The following is a 14,929-nucleotide window of genomic DNA, read 5'->3' on the forward strand; positions in this document are numbered from 1 at the left end:
AAAGCAGCAGTGATTACTGTGTCAGGGGTTCCAGTTGCATCACTATAATAGCTGGTAGATAAAGTGAAGCTTCCGGGAGCTATTCCTTTGAAGTTGTCTATAACGTCTTTTGGTATTTCAATTGGTGTGTTATTTAGGACAAAAACAAGGTTTTTGACGGTTTTTGTAGTATTCGAAAACTCAGGTTTTAAATATACATCAAGTCTAAGAGCCCCGATTTCTGTTCGGAGAGTTTTGTAATAACTTATCCTGTCCCACTATTTTGGATTTTCCTGTGAGGTGAATGCTAACGGGGAAAAGAAAATTAGTGTGATAACTATATTTTTAATTTTTAGTGAATAAAAATTTAACTGTATGCTAATTGAGCTTGAGTTCTGCTAGTTGCCGATTTATCGCCGCCGTTTTACTTTTATCCTGATTGCGAGAAATTTCTAGTGCTTTCTTCAAAACATCAGAAGCCTCTGAAATTTCATCATTCTGTTGTAACGCCTGGGCCAAACTTTGGTGGGCATCAATAGAATTTGGTCGATATTCTACCCATCGCCTTGCGACATTGATGGCTTCCTGGATGCGACCATCCTTTAGTAACAAATTGGTGATATAGCTCAATTTGTTAACATTTCTCCAACGTGTAGCCCTGGGTAAAATAGGAAAACCGTATTTCTGTGAGAGTGATTCATAGAAATGATCGATATTTTGCAAGGCGTCACCAGGTTGGGATATCAATTCTCGATAATTTGCGGACCACTCGTCGTGGGGGTAATTAAGCTCAATGGCCGATAGCGCGGCTTTTATAAAAGCACCGTAGTGGTTTTCATTGTCAAGAACTTCTATTTTTAGTTTTAGGTTCTCTTTTGCGTAAGGCGATAGTTTGGTGTTAATTTGATTTAAGATTTTTTCATGGCGCTTATCTTTACGCATATCACTGTCAGCCATCGCGAAATAAAAAGCACTGATCTTGTTTGATGAGGTCTGCATACTTGTAGTTATTTCATCAATAAAAGTACTCTCTGAAGTGGGTCCCATACCAAATATATCGGCCGCAGATAAAAAGAAGTAAGACTGAAACAATCCAGGTTTGTTAGTTAGGGCGTAGAGAGGAAAGATGCTGCTAGTTGAAACACCAATAATCATTCGATTGTTGAGTGCGCGGTAATTACTTTCTAAATATGGGAATAGTTCTTCAGTTAGAAATTTACTATAGGCCTCAGGGTCTCCCTGGGCGCTAAATTTCTCCTCTGCGGTATGTGTCCACATTCCATGTAGGTAGGTTTCCGGTTCATCACCACCATCATTAAGGCTGATTACAATACTTTCCGGCATACGTTCTACGCTACTTAGATGCTTTACTACCCCGGTTAAGGCGTGGAAAAATTCTTTGCCGTGAGTGCCATTAATAAAGATAACCGGGTATCTATGCTGCTTTGATGCTTGATGGAACGTTTGCGGTAAATATATGTTGATTGGTATTTCACGACTCAAGATTCTGGATGAGAAAAGAATTTCATCGCCATAACTCAGGTGTTTGGTCGTGTTAACAGAAGAGTGGCTCTGTGGGCTCTCAGGTTCTGCTGATAGGCCCACACACAGAAGGGAAACTGCGATTAACAGTATACGGGAGATAATCATATCACCGGCATCCTTGCTGAATTTAAATTTTTTAAAAAGGCGATTAAGGTCTATTAGATGCTATGACAGATTGAGAAGGCGGTAAAGTTGGTTACAAATGATGCGAAGTGGTACAACTTGTATAGATATAAAAAGTTGGATTTTTTCAAAACCAAGCTCTAAACCCCAGTACCCATACGGTTGAGTCCACATCCTCGCCTTCTTCACGGGCGAAATCAGCGGCATTTCCCACTTCACGTTCATAGTGGACGCCGATATAGGGTGAGAATTTCCTGGTGACTTCATACATGAGCCGAAAGCCGACTTCCGCTTCCGATAAGCCGGAGCCGCTACCTCGGGCCTCATCGTTCTGCCCAAAAAAGTTCAGCTCGATACGTGGGACCAGATTCCAGTCCTGTGCCAACTTTATTTCATACTCGCCTTCCAGGCGAAATGCAGTACTGCCATTTTCTCCATAGAAAAATACTGCATCCATTTCGAATTTGTAGGGAGACTCTCCAGTAATACCCACAGCAGCCCAATTCCGGCTGGTAGTCTCCAGATTAAAATCGTGGCGAATTCCAATTAGGAAATTCCAGTTTGCCGAAATTGCCCGGCTATAGAGCGCCCAGAGTTCATTTTTTTCAATTTCCCCACTACTTCGTTCATAGTCAACTTCGGCGACAAATTTATTTTGCTCTCCGCCATAACTGAAGTCTCCCTCGATTTCCCCGCCGTTATCACCTCGCAGTTCCACATAGTCGAGGCTGACTTCAGCCATGGGTTCTTCTTCGTTATCCCCACCAGAGAACTGGTAGCTATGGTGCTGATGCTGAGGTTCTGCCTGCCCATAGCTGGCCTGGGCAGAAAGTATCCATAGTGTTGCTGCTATCCCTGCAACATTTTTAAACAATGCGCACCTCCCGATACATACCGGGCCTCTGGTAAAGCATTTGACTGTGTAGAGCCCAGCGGCCATAGGTGTCGGCGCTGACCAAGTAACTGATGCTTGATCCGGGTTGTGCGATCACCGTGTGCTTGCGAGGTAAATACTCTCCGTCGCCGGTTTCCAACTCACTCCAAAAACCGTGTAAGTGCATGGGTTGGGGAAGCGTGGTGTCATTGACCAGGGTAATGCGCAGGCGCTCCTGGTGCCGAAATAATAATGGGCTGGCATCGCGAAATTTTTCACCATTTATTGACCAGAGATAGCGCTCATAATTGCCGGTCAGGTGTAACTGTAATTCCCGCTGTGGCTCCTGTTCATCCTGGGTGGGTTCACTGCTGCGCAAGTCGCTGTAAGTCAGTACACGGCGGTTATAACGATGTTTATGTTTTCTGAGTCCGACACCGGGGTCAGAGATGCCGTTTGCTGGCGTCAGCGCGCGGTGATCCACCCTGAATCCGGATTCACTTGGCTGGTGAATAATAGGGCTATTACTACCGAGCCCCGCTGCAGCGAGGTTTCCGTAAAACCATCCCCCCTCAGTTGCATCGGGCAAATCGGAATGGTTTTCGGTGTGAGTAGTCTGAGCTGTTTTAAAGAATGTGTCCGTCTCTTCGGTTTTTCTCGCCAGTCCCAGATCTTGTAGGGTGAGCACTGGGCGGTGATCCATCGCGGGAATCTCTGCACTCAGATGTATATCACTTGTCAGTGTGCCTCGCGCATAGCCACTGCGGTCCATGGACTGCGCAAATATACTGTAGGCCTGTTCACTCTCTGGCTCGACAATTACGTCATAGGTTTCGCCGCTGCCAATACGAATTTCATCGACGCTAATGGGCTCGACATTTTGTCCATCGGCCGCCACCACCTTCATTTTCAGGCCGGGGATACGCAGGTCGAATAAGGTCATCGAAGCTGCGTTAATTAATCGCAGGCGAACCCTCTCACCAGGTTTAAATAATGCAGTCCAATTGGTATCGGGTGTATGCCCGTTAATCAGGTAGGTGTAAGTCTCGCCTGTGACCTGGGAGATACTGCGGTCGGAAAGCTGTTTCCAGTTCCATTGATGCCGGTCCCGCCAGGTTTGTGCGACACCTTTTGTGCGCACCTCACGCCATAAATCTGTAGCCGTGCGCTGTTGCCGGTTGTAGTAGTCCGGGTCTTTTTTTAGATGGGTATAAATAGTTTGGGGAGATTCATCGCTCCAATCGGATAGGACAACAACATAATCCCGCTCGTAAGAAAATGGTTCTGGAGATATCGGATCAATGACTATTGCCCCCAAAAGCCCCCGCTGTTGTTGAAACCCGGATTGGCTGTGATACCAATAAGTACCACTTTGGCGCACAGGGAATCGGTAGCGAAATGTTTGCCTAGGTTGAATGCCGCTAAAGCTCAACCCCGGTTCGCCGTCCATATCGCTGGGTACCCTAACACCGTGCCAGTGTAGGGAGGATTTGTCGGGTAATTGGTTATGGACATTCAGGGTAACAGTTTCCCCTTCCCGCCAGCGCAAAATGGGGCCCGGTAGACTGCCATTAATGGTAAGGGCTTGTCGTTCGCGCCCGGTAAGATTTACCTGGCGGTACCCGATGGATAAATCAAAGTGGTTACCGCGCAGGGTTGCTGTCGAAGCTGTTGGCGAGTTTGGGTGCGAACTGTGGGGTAACCCCAGCAGCAGGGCTCCCGCTCCGAGACCTGTGACGAAAGTACGCCTCGATACGGCGTCGGTGCGGAAGCTCTCTGTCATCGATGTCCCTTTTAAAACTGCTCCTGTGCCGTATTGATTTCGGCGTAAATTTCGCTGCTGCCGTCTTTGTTAAGCAGCATTACCTGATAGGGCGTAAAACGGTCGCCCACTTCCATACCGGGGCTGCCCAGGGGCATACCTGGCACTGCGAGACCAATGGCATTTTGCGGTGGGTTCTGCAAGAAATGCTGTATCAGCTTTGCCGGTACATGCCCTTCAAAAACATAGCCCTGTTCTGACACTGTGGTGTGGCAGGATTGGTAGCGCGGAGAGATATGGTGCTGCTTTTTCACGCCGTTAAGGTCTTCGACATCCTTTGCTACGACGTCAAAGCCACTTTGTTGGGCATGCTCAACCCAAATTTTGCAGCAGCCGCAGGTGGCGGATTTGTAAGTGGTCAGGCTCACAGATTCCTTTTTGGGGTCTGGAGATTCGGCACAGGCACTTAATGCCAGGGTTGTGAGTAGCGCAGCAATAGCGATCAAAATTGAACGGTTCATATGAACTCCGATGATGAGATTTAGGACGCACACAGGCGTGCGAGTATTTATAAAAAATATTTGGAGTAAAACTGGGGAGTGCGCGTATGCCTAGGCATACGGGGCCCGTTAAGTGCGGAATATGGGTGGGCGCAGTGCCATTTCCGGATCTGGAGAGGAATTAAATTCCCGGTAGGCAGTTACAAGTAGATTGCGGTTGTATACAAGGATTTTATATTGAGTGTTTACCGCAGAACTGGTGCCTGGCCCTGCACAGCAGCTGCATTCAGCAGTGCAACTGGCGGGATGGCTGTCGCTGCAGTTTTCAAGGGTTGCCCCGTCGCAGTGGGCTTTTTCTTCTGCAGCGATGGGTGCCGCTGGGGATTCGTGTGTTTCCGCACAGGATGACGCAACTGCTTGGCCGCCGAAGGCCAGTAACAGTGTGAGCAAAAATAGGCGAAAGATCCCGGTGTGCATGGCGGTATTCAGAAAACAAGCCAGCCCGCAGTGTATGGGCTGGCCTCTGCCGGTGCAACTTTCCCGATTGCGGGATGGCGGGTTAAGAGCGGCCCAGGGGTAGGCGGAAGTCCTGGTGTCGCAACAGGTCCGGTCCACATTCGAGGCGCTCGAGCCAGCCCAGGAAACGCTCTTTGATATCGTCGGAGGCAAAGTAACCGCCGTGCTGGGGCACAATCATTGCGGGGTTGAGTTCCCGAATCATCTTAGCCCAGAGACGACAGGTCCAGTTCCCGCCCATATAGCGGCGGTGGAACCCTTCCATCGACGGCAGATGTTCATCGAAATCTTTGACTTCGCCCTCTTCTCCACCGAGTGAGGCACCGATATCGCCGGAAAATAATATGCGGCTGACCGGATCATAAAAACTGAAGTTGCCACAGGAGTGCATAAAGTGCGCTGGCAGCGCCCAGATCTCACTGTCGCTGAAGGGGATAATTTCTCCCTTATCGTCCAGAGGCATGATGCGTTCCTGCCAGCGCTCAGCACCGGCACGCGAGGCGACAAAGCCGGAAACCAGGTGTGGCAAAAACCGCGACCACAGTTTCGACACCGCTACCTTACAGCGTGAATGCAGCATCCAGCGCGGCAGCGAGGCGATAATATCCGGATCCTGATGCGAGGCCAGGATCAGGTCCAGTTCGCTCAGGTTCAAATGGCGGCTGAGCTCAATGGTGAGGTGTGTGTAAGTCAGATCGCCGCCGGGATCGATAAGCGCCCCTTTGGTGCCGCGGCGAATAACAAATTGATTGGCCTGTACCCCATCGCTGCCATTCTGCTCTTTAACCAAATCGCCGAACCGCGCAACCAGGTGGTGACCTTTTTCAAATAGGATGTCCACGCCGCGACTCCTCTTATTGGACTTGGCCGAGGTATTGAGTGAGCCTCTCCTTATTCATAGCAATACCGGCATTCATGCCTTCGGCATGCTTCTTGGCTTCTTCCAAGTTGGTTGCCTTACCTACCTGAATTACCCCAACCATACCCAGCGGCAGATGTGGGTCGCACTGGTATACGTAGACACCTTCCTGGTTCAAAGTGACAGTCACCTTTTCTCCCATGCTGCCATTCCAGGTAGCGCCCTCGGCAGGGGACAAAACTGAGTGAGTGTTGTGGGCCGCATCAGTGGGCAGGAAGGTGACAGAATCGCCCGGCGCTACCGCGAGAAATGCCGGTTCAAAAGTCATCATGCCGTCCTTGCCCTGGTTCAGCATCTTAACTTCGTGATCCGCAGCCAGGGCGGAGGTCGAGGCCATGGCGAGCGCCAGAATCGCGCCGCGAAGAGTAATAGACGACATACTTACTTCCTGTTCGATGGTTAGTCAGTGTTGTTCAGCGCCTCCCCATTAGTGGGTAGAGGCAGCGGCGGATGTTATCTCGGAGGGGGCTGGGTGAATTGATCTAGATCAATCGCGCAGATAGACCAATTAGAAGGAGAAGATGCCAATAGAAGGGATCCGTGTAGGAGAGTCATTTTTGACCGCTGAGCACCACCCGCCTCGGCCGGATAAGGGGTAAACTGTGCGCCGATCAATTCTGTGACTTTTCGGGAGAGTGCTTTGGCCACAAAACGTAAAACTGCCTACGTGTGTAATGAATGCGGCGCTGACTACACCAAATGGGCAGGGCAGTGTAGTGCTTGTGGCACTTGGAATAGCCTATCGGAAGTACGCCTGGGACCGGATCACAAGGACAGCCGCGCCGCGAATTTTACCGATGCACAAAGTGGCTACGCCGGCTCCGCTGGTGCCGGCAAAGTGCAAAAATTATCGGAAATCGACCTCAGCGAGCTGCCGCGTATTCCCACTACGGCCTCGGAACTGGATCGGGTATTGGGCGGCGGGCTGGTTCCGGGTTCCGTTGTATTGATCGGTGGCCATCCCGGTGCGGGTAAATCCACTGTTTTACTCCAGACCCTGTGCCATCTTGCCACTTCAATGCCGGCGCTTTATATCACCGGCGAGGAATCTCTCCAGCAGGTTGCTATGCGCGCTAAGCGCTTGGGGCTGCCTACGGATTCTCTACAACTGCTCAGTGAAACCGATGTGGAGCGTATTTGCCTGGCAGCCAAGGAAGTGAATCCTCGGGTTATGGTAGTGGACTCGATCCAGGTGATGCACATGAGCGATGTGCAATCGGCCCCCGGCTCTGTGGCACAGGTGCGCGAGAGTGCGGCCTACCTGACCCGCTTTGCCAAGCAGACCGGCACGGCGCTGATTCTGGTGGGGCATGTCACCAAAGATGGCAGTCTCGCGGGCCCCAAGGTGCTGGAACATATTATCGACTGCTCCATTCTCCTCGAAGGCACCCACGACTCCCGCTTCCGCACACTGCGGGCGCATAAAAATCGCTTTGGGGCCGTTAATGAACTCGGCGTGTTTGCCATGACAGAGCAGGGCCTGAAAGAGGTATCCAATCCCTCAGCCATTTTCCTGCAAAGGGCCGAGGAGATCGCAGCCGGTTCTGTGGTGACTTCGGTGTGGGAGGGCACCCGGCCGCTGTTAGTGGAGTTGCAAGCCCTGGTGGACGATAGCAGTCTCGGCAACCCCCGCCGGGTAGCGGTGGGCCTCGACCAGAACCGCTTGAACATGCTGCTCGCTGTGTTGCATCGCCACGGTGGTGTCTTGGTGGGGGACCAGGATGTCTTTATCAATGTGGTCGGCGGGGTAAAGGTGATGGAAACCAGCGCCGACCTGACACTGTTATTGGCGGTAGTCTCCAGTTTCCGCAACCGTGTCCTGCCCCGGGATCTGGTGGTATTCGGGGAAGTTGGGCTGTCAGGCGAGATTCGCCCAGTGCCTTCGGGCCAGGAGCGTTTGCGCGAGGCGGCCAAACACGGTTTCCGCAAAGCCATTGTGCCTGCAGCCAACCGTCTTAAGAACGATATCGAGGGAATGGAAATGCACTCGGTCAAAACCCTGGCAGAAGCGCTGGCGGTAATTGATATGAGCTGACACTCCAGTCGGGGGCGGCTGTTTTGACAGAGGAATACCTTGTGGTATTCCTCTGGGAAAGTGAGTTTTCAGAGCCTCCTGCGCTAGGGGCGCCTAGTAGCTCCCTTGCGCTGGTTGTTACCGGGGCCCCGACGAAAATCCTCTGACGGAGTGCCCTTGTAACAGCGTGGGATAATGGGCCAGTCCTCTGTTAGAAAATAGGCATAGGTGCCCTTGGGGAATTCCGGGGTGCTTACCATTCTGCCGTTGCACTCATCCAATGTGCCGGAGCCAGCCACATAGTGGTAATCATCCACAAAGGTACCATCGTAGTAACCACCGGGTTCTCTACTGCCCTTGGGGCGTTTCCCGGGTTTCACCTGATAGCTTGAAGTCATTGCCGCAATCCCGGATTTCGGTTCCCAACCATCGGCATAGGCGTACAGGGCATAAATGGGGAATCCATCGGCAGCCCAGCCAATCAGCGGCGAATGCCTTTCCTTAGATACCCCCAGGCGCTGTAATAAACCGGTGGGAATTCCGTGATAGTGATAGGCACCATTGGGCTGAACATGGGCGTAGTTATCGTCTACACCCAGCTGAATCGCGCCGGATAGGGCTTCGTAGCGCCAGCGTCCACGATTGCCCAAGTACCATTCCGCAGCACTGGGGTCGAAAGGCACTCCGTTCAGTCCGATACCAAAATTCTGCAACGGAACCGGTGTAGGTTGAGCGGCAACTTGGGGGATAGCCGGAACTCGGAAACGATAGCGCTGCACCTCGATTTCATGGGGATTGCCGCGATTGGGGAAGGTACCAGTCTTGTGCTCGGAAATACCGTTGGCCTCAATAACGCGCCAGGGTCCCTGGATACTGATACTCACTTCACTAAAGGTAATCGGCGCTTCGGTAGCGGGAACAGTGTGCTGCAGACCATCGGATTGCACCACTGTGTGTTTGCGAGCGGTGTGGCGTCCACCAGTGGCGCCCCCTCCTGTAGAGCGCGCAGTCGGTTTGCGCTCGGGAACACAAGCTAGGCCATGTGATTGGGGGTGGTTGCGGCAGCGACCACTGACTCGGCCATTGGGCAGTTCCATTGAGCAGCTGGCGCCACTGGACAGGTTTCGACAAGCCTCCAGGGCGCTATCGGGTACGTGAGCCAGCGAGAGAGGCGCAATACTGCAAAGCCCCACAAATAACCACTTCTTCATAATGACATCTCAAGATTTACAGTACCGCTGGCCGGTTGCGATTTATTGGGAGTTACTGTTCTTCATCTTCCATGGGGCGAGGGCCGCCTTTACCCTTGCCGCCGGCAGGTACACAGACCAGCTGCTCAATCTGCGGGGGCATACGGCAGGTGCCCTCCAATGTGCCTCTGGGTGTCTCGACAGTGCAGGCGTCTCCTTCAGCCAAGCTGCTGCAGGCATCAATCGCTTCCTGCGGAGGCTGGCGCGGCTGTGCAGATACATTTGTGGCCAGTAAGAGGGCTGCTACTGGGATAAATATTTTTTTCATCGTGTTCTCCTGTCGTAGGCACTTTGAGGGGAGTCCCTGGAGCCTCAACTTTGCTCATTGGGTTTTGACAGAGGTTATTGCTGTCGCCCGAAACTATAGACTCGGGAAATGGCGATTACCGCTCAGCGAAGGGCTGGCTTCTCGAATTGGCCTGGGACTGCCATCGAAAGTAGTCGAGGAATGAGTAAGTAATGTGGATAACTTGTAAAGAAGTGTGGGGCTGGAGAGCTCACTTTGCGACTAATGATCCAGAGATCTGACAGGCTCTAATTGATCAGTGGTGGAGGTGGGAATTAGGGGGATGAGTAAGTAGGAAAGGCTGGGTATTTAATCAGTCGTGACACAAGCTAAAATCTGGCTTGTGTCACGACTGATTCTGTATTTTTCTGAAGGGGCTTTAACTTTCAGTTTCCAGTGCAGCTTTCGCCGCAGCTTCACTCAACAACTTGCGGCGAACTTTCATTGGAGTGGTACCAAACCAGCGGTCGCAGGCCCGGTTAAATGAACTCTGCTCCCGATACCCCAGCATATTGGAAATCTGGGCCATAGGTGGCAACTTTCTACTGAGGTAATGTTCTGCGCGTTCGCGGCGAATACGGTCGAGAATATCCTCAAACACCAATTCCCGATCTCGCAACCTGCGCTGAAGTGTGCGCTTGTGCATGCCCAGCTGATTGGCGACTTCCTGCAGACTGCAGCGCTTTAGCGGCATCAGGCAATAGATCAGCTGTTCTACCTGGTGAATCAGGTTTGATTCACCTTGTTCCAGTACTTTGTCGATATAAGACTTTAATAGAGGCCTTAAAACCGGGTTGCACTTCTCGGTCGGTTGGGCCAACTGGCCGCTACTTAGAACCAAGGTGTCGCTATTTTGTGAAAACTGTACATTTGTACCAAAAAAGTTTTCATATTGGTCGTGGAGCGGCTGTTTGGACTTTAAATGAACCGCCTCCAGATTGAACTTTTCACCACATAATATTTGTAGTGCGACAACAGAAACCCCAAGGAGAAATTCCCGGAATAGCTCGAGAGGCAATGGAGAGTCCGAAGGTATATAACTTTCTAAATCATTTAAACAATGAAAAGTTATAAACGTTTGGAGCCCTTTAACTTCCAATTCAACTCGCAGGTTATAAGGAGGGGCGGCAAATTGCTTTACGGCAGCATTGAGGAATTCCCCGAGGGTCAACGACTGCAATACTGCTGCTCCAAGAGAACTGAGGGCGGCAGCCCCCTGGCTTTTTGCCAGTCTCAGTCCGAAATCCGCGCAATTGAGTTGTCGTGCGGCCTTTTCAACAAGGTCAGTCACTTTACTCAACGGGAGATACCCCTCGAGTTTTTCAACCTGCTCGGGGTTAATACCGGCGCTATTAAGCAGTGTTTCCGGGCAGCCATTTAGCTGGGATACTTGGTCATAAAAGCCGGTTAACAGCTTAGCTCTTATTTGTTGGGTCAATTTCTTCCAAATCCTTCCAAGAACCCAGCCTGATTTAATTATTAGGCGTGCCGGGTCGCAACTTCTATTTGAGCGGAAATATTCAACTGATAGGCGCGCCCGATAATTTTAGGAATCTACAAATAAATGCAAATTCCAGGATTACACATTCCTGGGCATTGTCTGACGGATTTGCAAAACCGTCATATTGGCGAATGCCTGTTTTATTTCGAATTCCTGATATGTATTGTGCGCTATGGATAACTGTTACTGCACTAACTACCACAAAGTGCACACGACTCATCCTGAGAAAATAATATATGAGATTAAAACAAGGCAGCCGAAACTGGCGCAATCCGCCTATCAGTCTCCGCTAAGTATTATTTCAAGGCCTATATTACTTGTTTTTTTTTGTGGATTCGAAGGGCTTTTGGCTTTTGCTCATAATCAAAATGTCACCTAATGAAAAAAAATACCAATTAAAGTTAATACATTGAAACTTTATTCCCTTATGACAGCAAAAAAATTTTTTTGTTTTATGGTGACTCCATATCTGGGAATAATAATTTTTTCTTAATTTATCCACTTTTTTGCCCCTGCCTAAAGCTATCTTGAATGACTGGTGATTTCAGGAACGCTTTAACACTTTTTGGGTAGTTACCAGCGGATATAAATGACCAGTTCAAATGTACGGTCATTTTGGGGAGACAAAAAAGCCCGCATAAGCGGGCTCTAGGATTACTGATTAATCAGTGGATTAGCCACCATAGTAAGTAGCTGCACCGGGGCCGACGGGCAGTCCCAAGGCAAAAACCCAGATGAAGAACAGGGCTGTCCATCCGATAAAGAAGAAGATGGAATAGGGGATCATAGTGGCGATCAATGTACCCATGCCCAAGTCTTTCTTATAGCGCGCAGCAAAAGTAATGATCAGGCCAAAGTAACTCATCATCGGCGTGATAACGTTGGTCACAGAGTCACCGATACGGTAGGCCGCCTGGATTACTTCCGGGGCGTAGCCCAGCAGCATCAGCATGGGTACAAAGATGGGAGCTGTCACTGCCCACTGAGCAGAGGCACTGCCCAGCATTAAGTTCACAAAGCCACACATCATGATGAAGAACAGGAACAGTAGTGGCCCAGTGAGGCCGATGCTTTGTAGCGCATCAGCACCTAAAACGGCAAAAATGGTGCCCAGGTTGGTGATCTTAAAGAAGGCGACAAACTGCGCAGCAAAGAACACCAGGACAATGTACATCCCCATACTGTTCATGCTCTTGGCCATGGCATCAATGACATCTCGGTCATTCTTCATGGTGCCGACAACCTTACCGTAAACAAATCCCGGGATAGCGAAGAACACCAGGATCAGTGAGACGATACCTTTTAGGAACGGAGAGCCCGCGACCAAGCCTGTCTCGGGATTACGTAAAACACCCCACTCAGGTACCACCGTCAAAGCGAGTACTGCAGATACGCCCAAAACAGCCAAACCTGCGTACTTAAGGCCGCGCTTCTCGGCGTCGGTCAGGGTGCCAACTTTGTCTTGAGTCAGGTCGACAGATGCTTCACTGGGATCATATTTACCCAGCTTGGGTTCTACGATCTTCATGGTCACCCAGCTACCAACCCCGGTGATCAGGAAGGTACTGACAATCATAAAGAACCAGTTTACTTCCGGGCCCACGGAGTAGGTCGGGTCGATCATATGGGCTGCTGATTCTGTGATCCCCGATAGCAGCGGGTCCACCGTTCCCAGCAGCAAGTTAGCACTGTAGCCGCCAGAGACACCGGCAAACGCGGCAGCCAGGCCAGCGATAGGGTGTCGACCGAGAGAGTGGAAAATCATTGCGGCTAATGGGATCAGTACCACGTAGCCCAATTCAGAGGCGGTATTAGAGATGATGCCGGCAAAAACCACTATGACAGTGACTGTGCGTTTGGAAGCCTGGAGTACCAGACCGCGAACAGCGGCACTTAACAGGCCGGAGTGCTCGGCAATCGCAACCCCCAGTAAAGCCACCAAAACTGTCCCCAGAGGAGCAAATCCGGTGAAATTCTTAACCAGACTGGTAACGATCATCCTGAGTCCATCACCACTCATAAGGTTAAAGACCTCAATGACGCCATCTGGCGCTCGGCCAGCAGCCCCAACCGGGCGGGGGTCGGGGACAGACAGTCCAAAGTAAGAAGCGATACCACTAATGACTATCACGCTAACGGCGAATAGCGCGAACAGTGTGATTGGGTGGGGGAGAAGGTTGCCGAGCCATTCCACTGCATCTAAGAAGCGGATAAAGGCTGTCTTGCGCCCTGGGGGACTATCCTGCCGATCACTCGGGGAGGTTGTTGTGGTCATTGTTGGTCCTCAGTCGTTACTGCAAGCGACCCTAATTGCCTCTGGGCCGCCTTGTAGCCGAAGGGTTGGCTGAAAAATGTGCTAAAGCCGAGATCATACACAAAACTACTTCAGCTAAGAATGCCCAGAGAGAAATGTTGCTCCTAGGCGGCGGGCCAAAGAGCTATCAGGCGACCCGGATAGGTAAAAGATCTATGATGAAAGATGTGCTGTTATGGCGCTTGTCATATCAGGGTAAGTCTTTCTGATAGCGGTCTCAGATGACTGGATATGCCATAATCCCAATACTATGTAGTCAATTCAGCGGTGAAAATAATGAAGATTGGAATTTTAAAAACCGATGATGTGCGCAAAGAGCTTGTCGGCGAATTTGGGGAGTACCCGGAGATGTTTGCCGACTTGTTGCGCGACCAGGACTCCAATTTGGAGTTTAACACCTACGAAGTCCAGCACGGCCAGTATCCCGATCATATAGATGAAGTAGATGCTTACCTGATTACCGGTAGCAAGACAGGCGTTTATGACGACAAACCCTGGATTGCGCCCTTAATGGATTTTGTACGCAAGTTACATGGTGAGAAGAAGCCGACCATTGGTATTTGCTTTGGTCACCAGTTAATTGCCCAGGCACTGGGAGGCCGGGCTCGTAAGTCAGATAAGGGCTGGGGGCTGGGGGTGCACACCTACGAAATGCAGGAGACGCCTAGTTGGATGTCTGAACCCGCCCCCAACTTTAGTCTCTTAGTAACGCATCAGGATCAGGTGGATCAGCTGCCGCTTGGTGGGCGAGTACTGGCTTCCAGTGAGTTCTGCCCCATGGCAATGGTGCAGGTGGATGATCATATGCTTAGCTTCCAGGCGCATCCGGAGTTTACTAAGCCTTACTCAAATAGCTTAATGGAGCTTCGACGGCAGGCTTTTGGTGAAGAAGTGGTAGATAAAGGGCAGGAGTCACTCAAGAACGATATCCATGAAAATGCAGTTGCTAGATGGATGTTGGAGTTTTTACGTAAGTAAATTTCTGCAAGGAAGTGAACGGCCTCGCTTCCTTGCTAATCAGTCCTTCCTGACTTTTTAACCTGCCGCACTTTAATTATTTATATTGAGAATATATTGAGGTCTACCTTGTTTATCGTTAATCCAGTATGGATGCGTAGTAAATTAGTATGACTTGAAGTATTTATAAATTAGATATTCTTGAATATAGAGTGCCATTTATCGTAATTGGTTCTGATTATCTTTTATTGAATTTGCTCCCGCATTTTTTGATGGTAGCTGTCCGTGGTATAAATCTATTAAATAGACTTTAAAGATTTTCTATTTGTTAATTATGTCCGGTTTTGGCGGTATTTCTGCCTTTTCTCTTTGATGTATATTGGAGGGCG

The 14,929-nt window shown here is 50.2% G+C and carries 13 protein-coding genes; 2 read left to right on the forward strand and 11 right to left on the reverse strand.

All coding sequences use genetic code 11. The features are described from left to right. Nucleotides 1-357: 357 nt before the first annotated feature. The 7 genes from ACJJIL_RS01905 to ACJJIL_RS01935 form a co-directional block, all read right to left on the reverse strand. Nucleotides 358-1,629, reverse strand: coding sequence for an alpha/beta hydrolase (locus ACJJIL_RS01905; RefSeq protein ID WP_445361077.1), 1,272 nt, complete (start codon nucleotides 1,627-1,629; stop codon nucleotides 358-360). A gap of 145 nt (nucleotides 1,630-1,774) precedes the next feature. Further along, nucleotides 1,775-2,521, reverse strand: coding sequence for a copper resistance protein B (locus ACJJIL_RS01910; protein ID WP_445361078.1), 747 nt, complete (start codon nucleotides 2,519-2,521; stop codon nucleotides 1,775-1,777). Next, nucleotides 2,514-4,304, reverse strand: coding sequence for a copper resistance system multicopper oxidase (locus ACJJIL_RS01915; protein WP_445361079.1), 1,791 nt, complete (start codon nucleotides 4,302-4,304; stop codon nucleotides 2,514-2,516). The genes ACJJIL_RS01910 and ACJJIL_RS01915 overlap by 8 nt, the downstream gene beginning before the upstream one ends. A gap of 11 nt (nucleotides 4,305-4,315) precedes the next feature. Continuing rightward, a complete protein-coding gene (locus ACJJIL_RS01920) occupies nucleotides 4,316-4,804 on the reverse strand; it encodes a DUF411 domain-containing protein (protein WP_444896027.1) in 489 nt (162 codons plus the stop codon). A 108-nt stretch (nucleotides 4,805-4,912) separates the two neighbouring features. After that, nucleotides 4,913-5,260, reverse strand: coding sequence for a hypothetical protein (locus ACJJIL_RS01925; protein WP_444911574.1), 348 nt, complete (start codon nucleotides 5,258-5,260; stop codon nucleotides 4,913-4,915). A gap of 82 nt (nucleotides 5,261-5,342) precedes the next feature. Next, entirely contained in the window at nucleotides 5,343-6,089 is a 747-nt protein-coding gene (locus ACJJIL_RS01930) for an oxygen-binding di-iron domain-containing protein (RefSeq protein WP_444896029.1), read from the reverse strand. 64 nt (nucleotides 6,090-6,153) lie between these two features. Then, nucleotides 6,154-6,597 carry a pseudoazurin gene (locus ACJJIL_RS01935; RefSeq protein WP_413663411.1) on the reverse strand — a complete coding sequence of 148 codons (444 nt, stop codon included), beginning with the start codon at nucleotides 6,595-6,597 and terminating at the stop codon, nucleotides 6,154-6,156. A 261-nt stretch (nucleotides 6,598-6,858) separates the two neighbouring features. On the opposite strand from ACJJIL_RS01935, the gene radA reads away from it, so the two are divergent. After that, nucleotides 6,859-8,253 carry a DNA repair protein RadA gene (gene radA / locus ACJJIL_RS01940; RefSeq protein ID WP_444896030.1) on the forward strand — a complete coding sequence of 465 codons (1,395 nt, stop codon included), beginning with the start codon at nucleotides 6,859-6,861 and terminating at the stop codon, nucleotides 8,251-8,253. A gap of 83 nt (nucleotides 8,254-8,336) precedes the next feature. Here the strand turns inward: radA and ACJJIL_RS01945 are convergent, their stop codons facing one another. The 4 genes from ACJJIL_RS01945 to ACJJIL_RS01960 form a co-directional block, all read right to left on the reverse strand. After that, on the reverse strand, nucleotides 8,337-9,443 hold the full coding sequence (locus ACJJIL_RS01945) for a YHYH protein (RefSeq protein ID WP_444911572.1): 1,107 nt from the start codon (nucleotides 9,441-9,443) through the stop codon (nucleotides 8,337-8,339). 52 nt (nucleotides 9,444-9,495) lie between these two features. Next, a complete protein-coding gene (locus ACJJIL_RS01950; RefSeq protein WP_413663408.1) occupies nucleotides 9,496-9,750 on the reverse strand; it encodes a hypothetical protein in 255 nt (84 codons plus the stop codon). 397 nt (nucleotides 9,751-10,147) lie between these two features. After that, a complete protein-coding gene (locus tag ACJJIL_RS01955) occupies nucleotides 10,148-11,206 on the reverse strand; it encodes an AraC family transcriptional regulator (RefSeq protein WP_445361080.1) in 1,059 nt (352 codons plus the stop codon). A 736-nt stretch (nucleotides 11,207-11,942) separates the two neighbouring features. Next, on the reverse strand, nucleotides 11,943-13,544 hold the full coding sequence (locus ACJJIL_RS01960) for an AbgT family transporter (protein WP_444896033.1): 1,602 nt from the start codon (nucleotides 13,542-13,544) through the stop codon (nucleotides 11,943-11,945). A 315-nt stretch (nucleotides 13,545-13,859) separates the two neighbouring features. Here ACJJIL_RS01960 and ACJJIL_RS01965 point away from each other — a divergent pair, with 315 nt between their 5' ends. After that, nucleotides 13,860-14,561 carry a glutamine amidotransferase-related protein gene (locus tag ACJJIL_RS01965; RefSeq protein ID WP_445361081.1) on the forward strand — a complete coding sequence of 234 codons (702 nt, stop codon included), beginning with the start codon at nucleotides 13,860-13,862 and terminating at the stop codon, nucleotides 14,559-14,561. The last annotated feature ends 368 nt before the right edge of the window (nucleotides 14,562-14,929 follow it).

The sequence above is a fragment of the Microbulbifer maximicatervae (SeqCode) genome, from assembly GCF_052468095.1.

Bases quoted from the DNA above. Each gene is read 5' to 3' on its own strand.
- ACJJIL_RS01925 (WP_444911574.1), bottom strand. From the start codon at position 5,260: ATGCACACCGGGATCTTTCGCCTATTTTTGCTCACACTGTTACTGGCC.
- ACJJIL_RS01905 (WP_445361077.1), bottom strand. From the start codon at position 1,629: ATGATTATCTCCCGTATACTGTTAATCGCAGTTTCCCTTCTGTGTGTG.
- ACJJIL_RS01965 (WP_445361081.1), top strand. From the start codon at position 13,860: ATGAAGATTGGAATTTTAAAAACCGATGATGTGCGCAAAGAGCTTGTC.
- ACJJIL_RS01915 (WP_445361079.1), bottom strand. From the start codon at position 4,304: ATGACAGAGAGCTTCCGCACCGACGCCGTATCGAGGCGTACTTTCGTC.
- ACJJIL_RS01935 (WP_413663411.1), bottom strand. From the start codon at position 6,597: ATGTCGTCTATTACTCTTCGCGGCGCGATTCTGGCGCTCGCCATGGCC.
- ACJJIL_RS01945 (WP_444911572.1), bottom strand. From the start codon at position 9,443: ATGAAGAAGTGGTTATTTGTGGGGCTTTGCAGTATTGCGCCTCTCTCG.
- ACJJIL_RS01960 (WP_444896033.1), bottom strand. From the start codon at position 13,544: ATGACCACAACAACCTCCCCGAGTGATCGGCAGGATAGTCCCCCAGGG.
- ACJJIL_RS01920 (WP_444896027.1), bottom strand. From the start codon at position 4,804: ATGAACCGTTCAATTTTGATCGCTATTGCTGCGCTACTCACAACCCTG.
- ACJJIL_RS01950 (WP_413663408.1), bottom strand. From the start codon at position 9,750: ATGAAAAAAATATTTATCCCAGTAGCAGCCCTCTTACTGGCCACAAAT.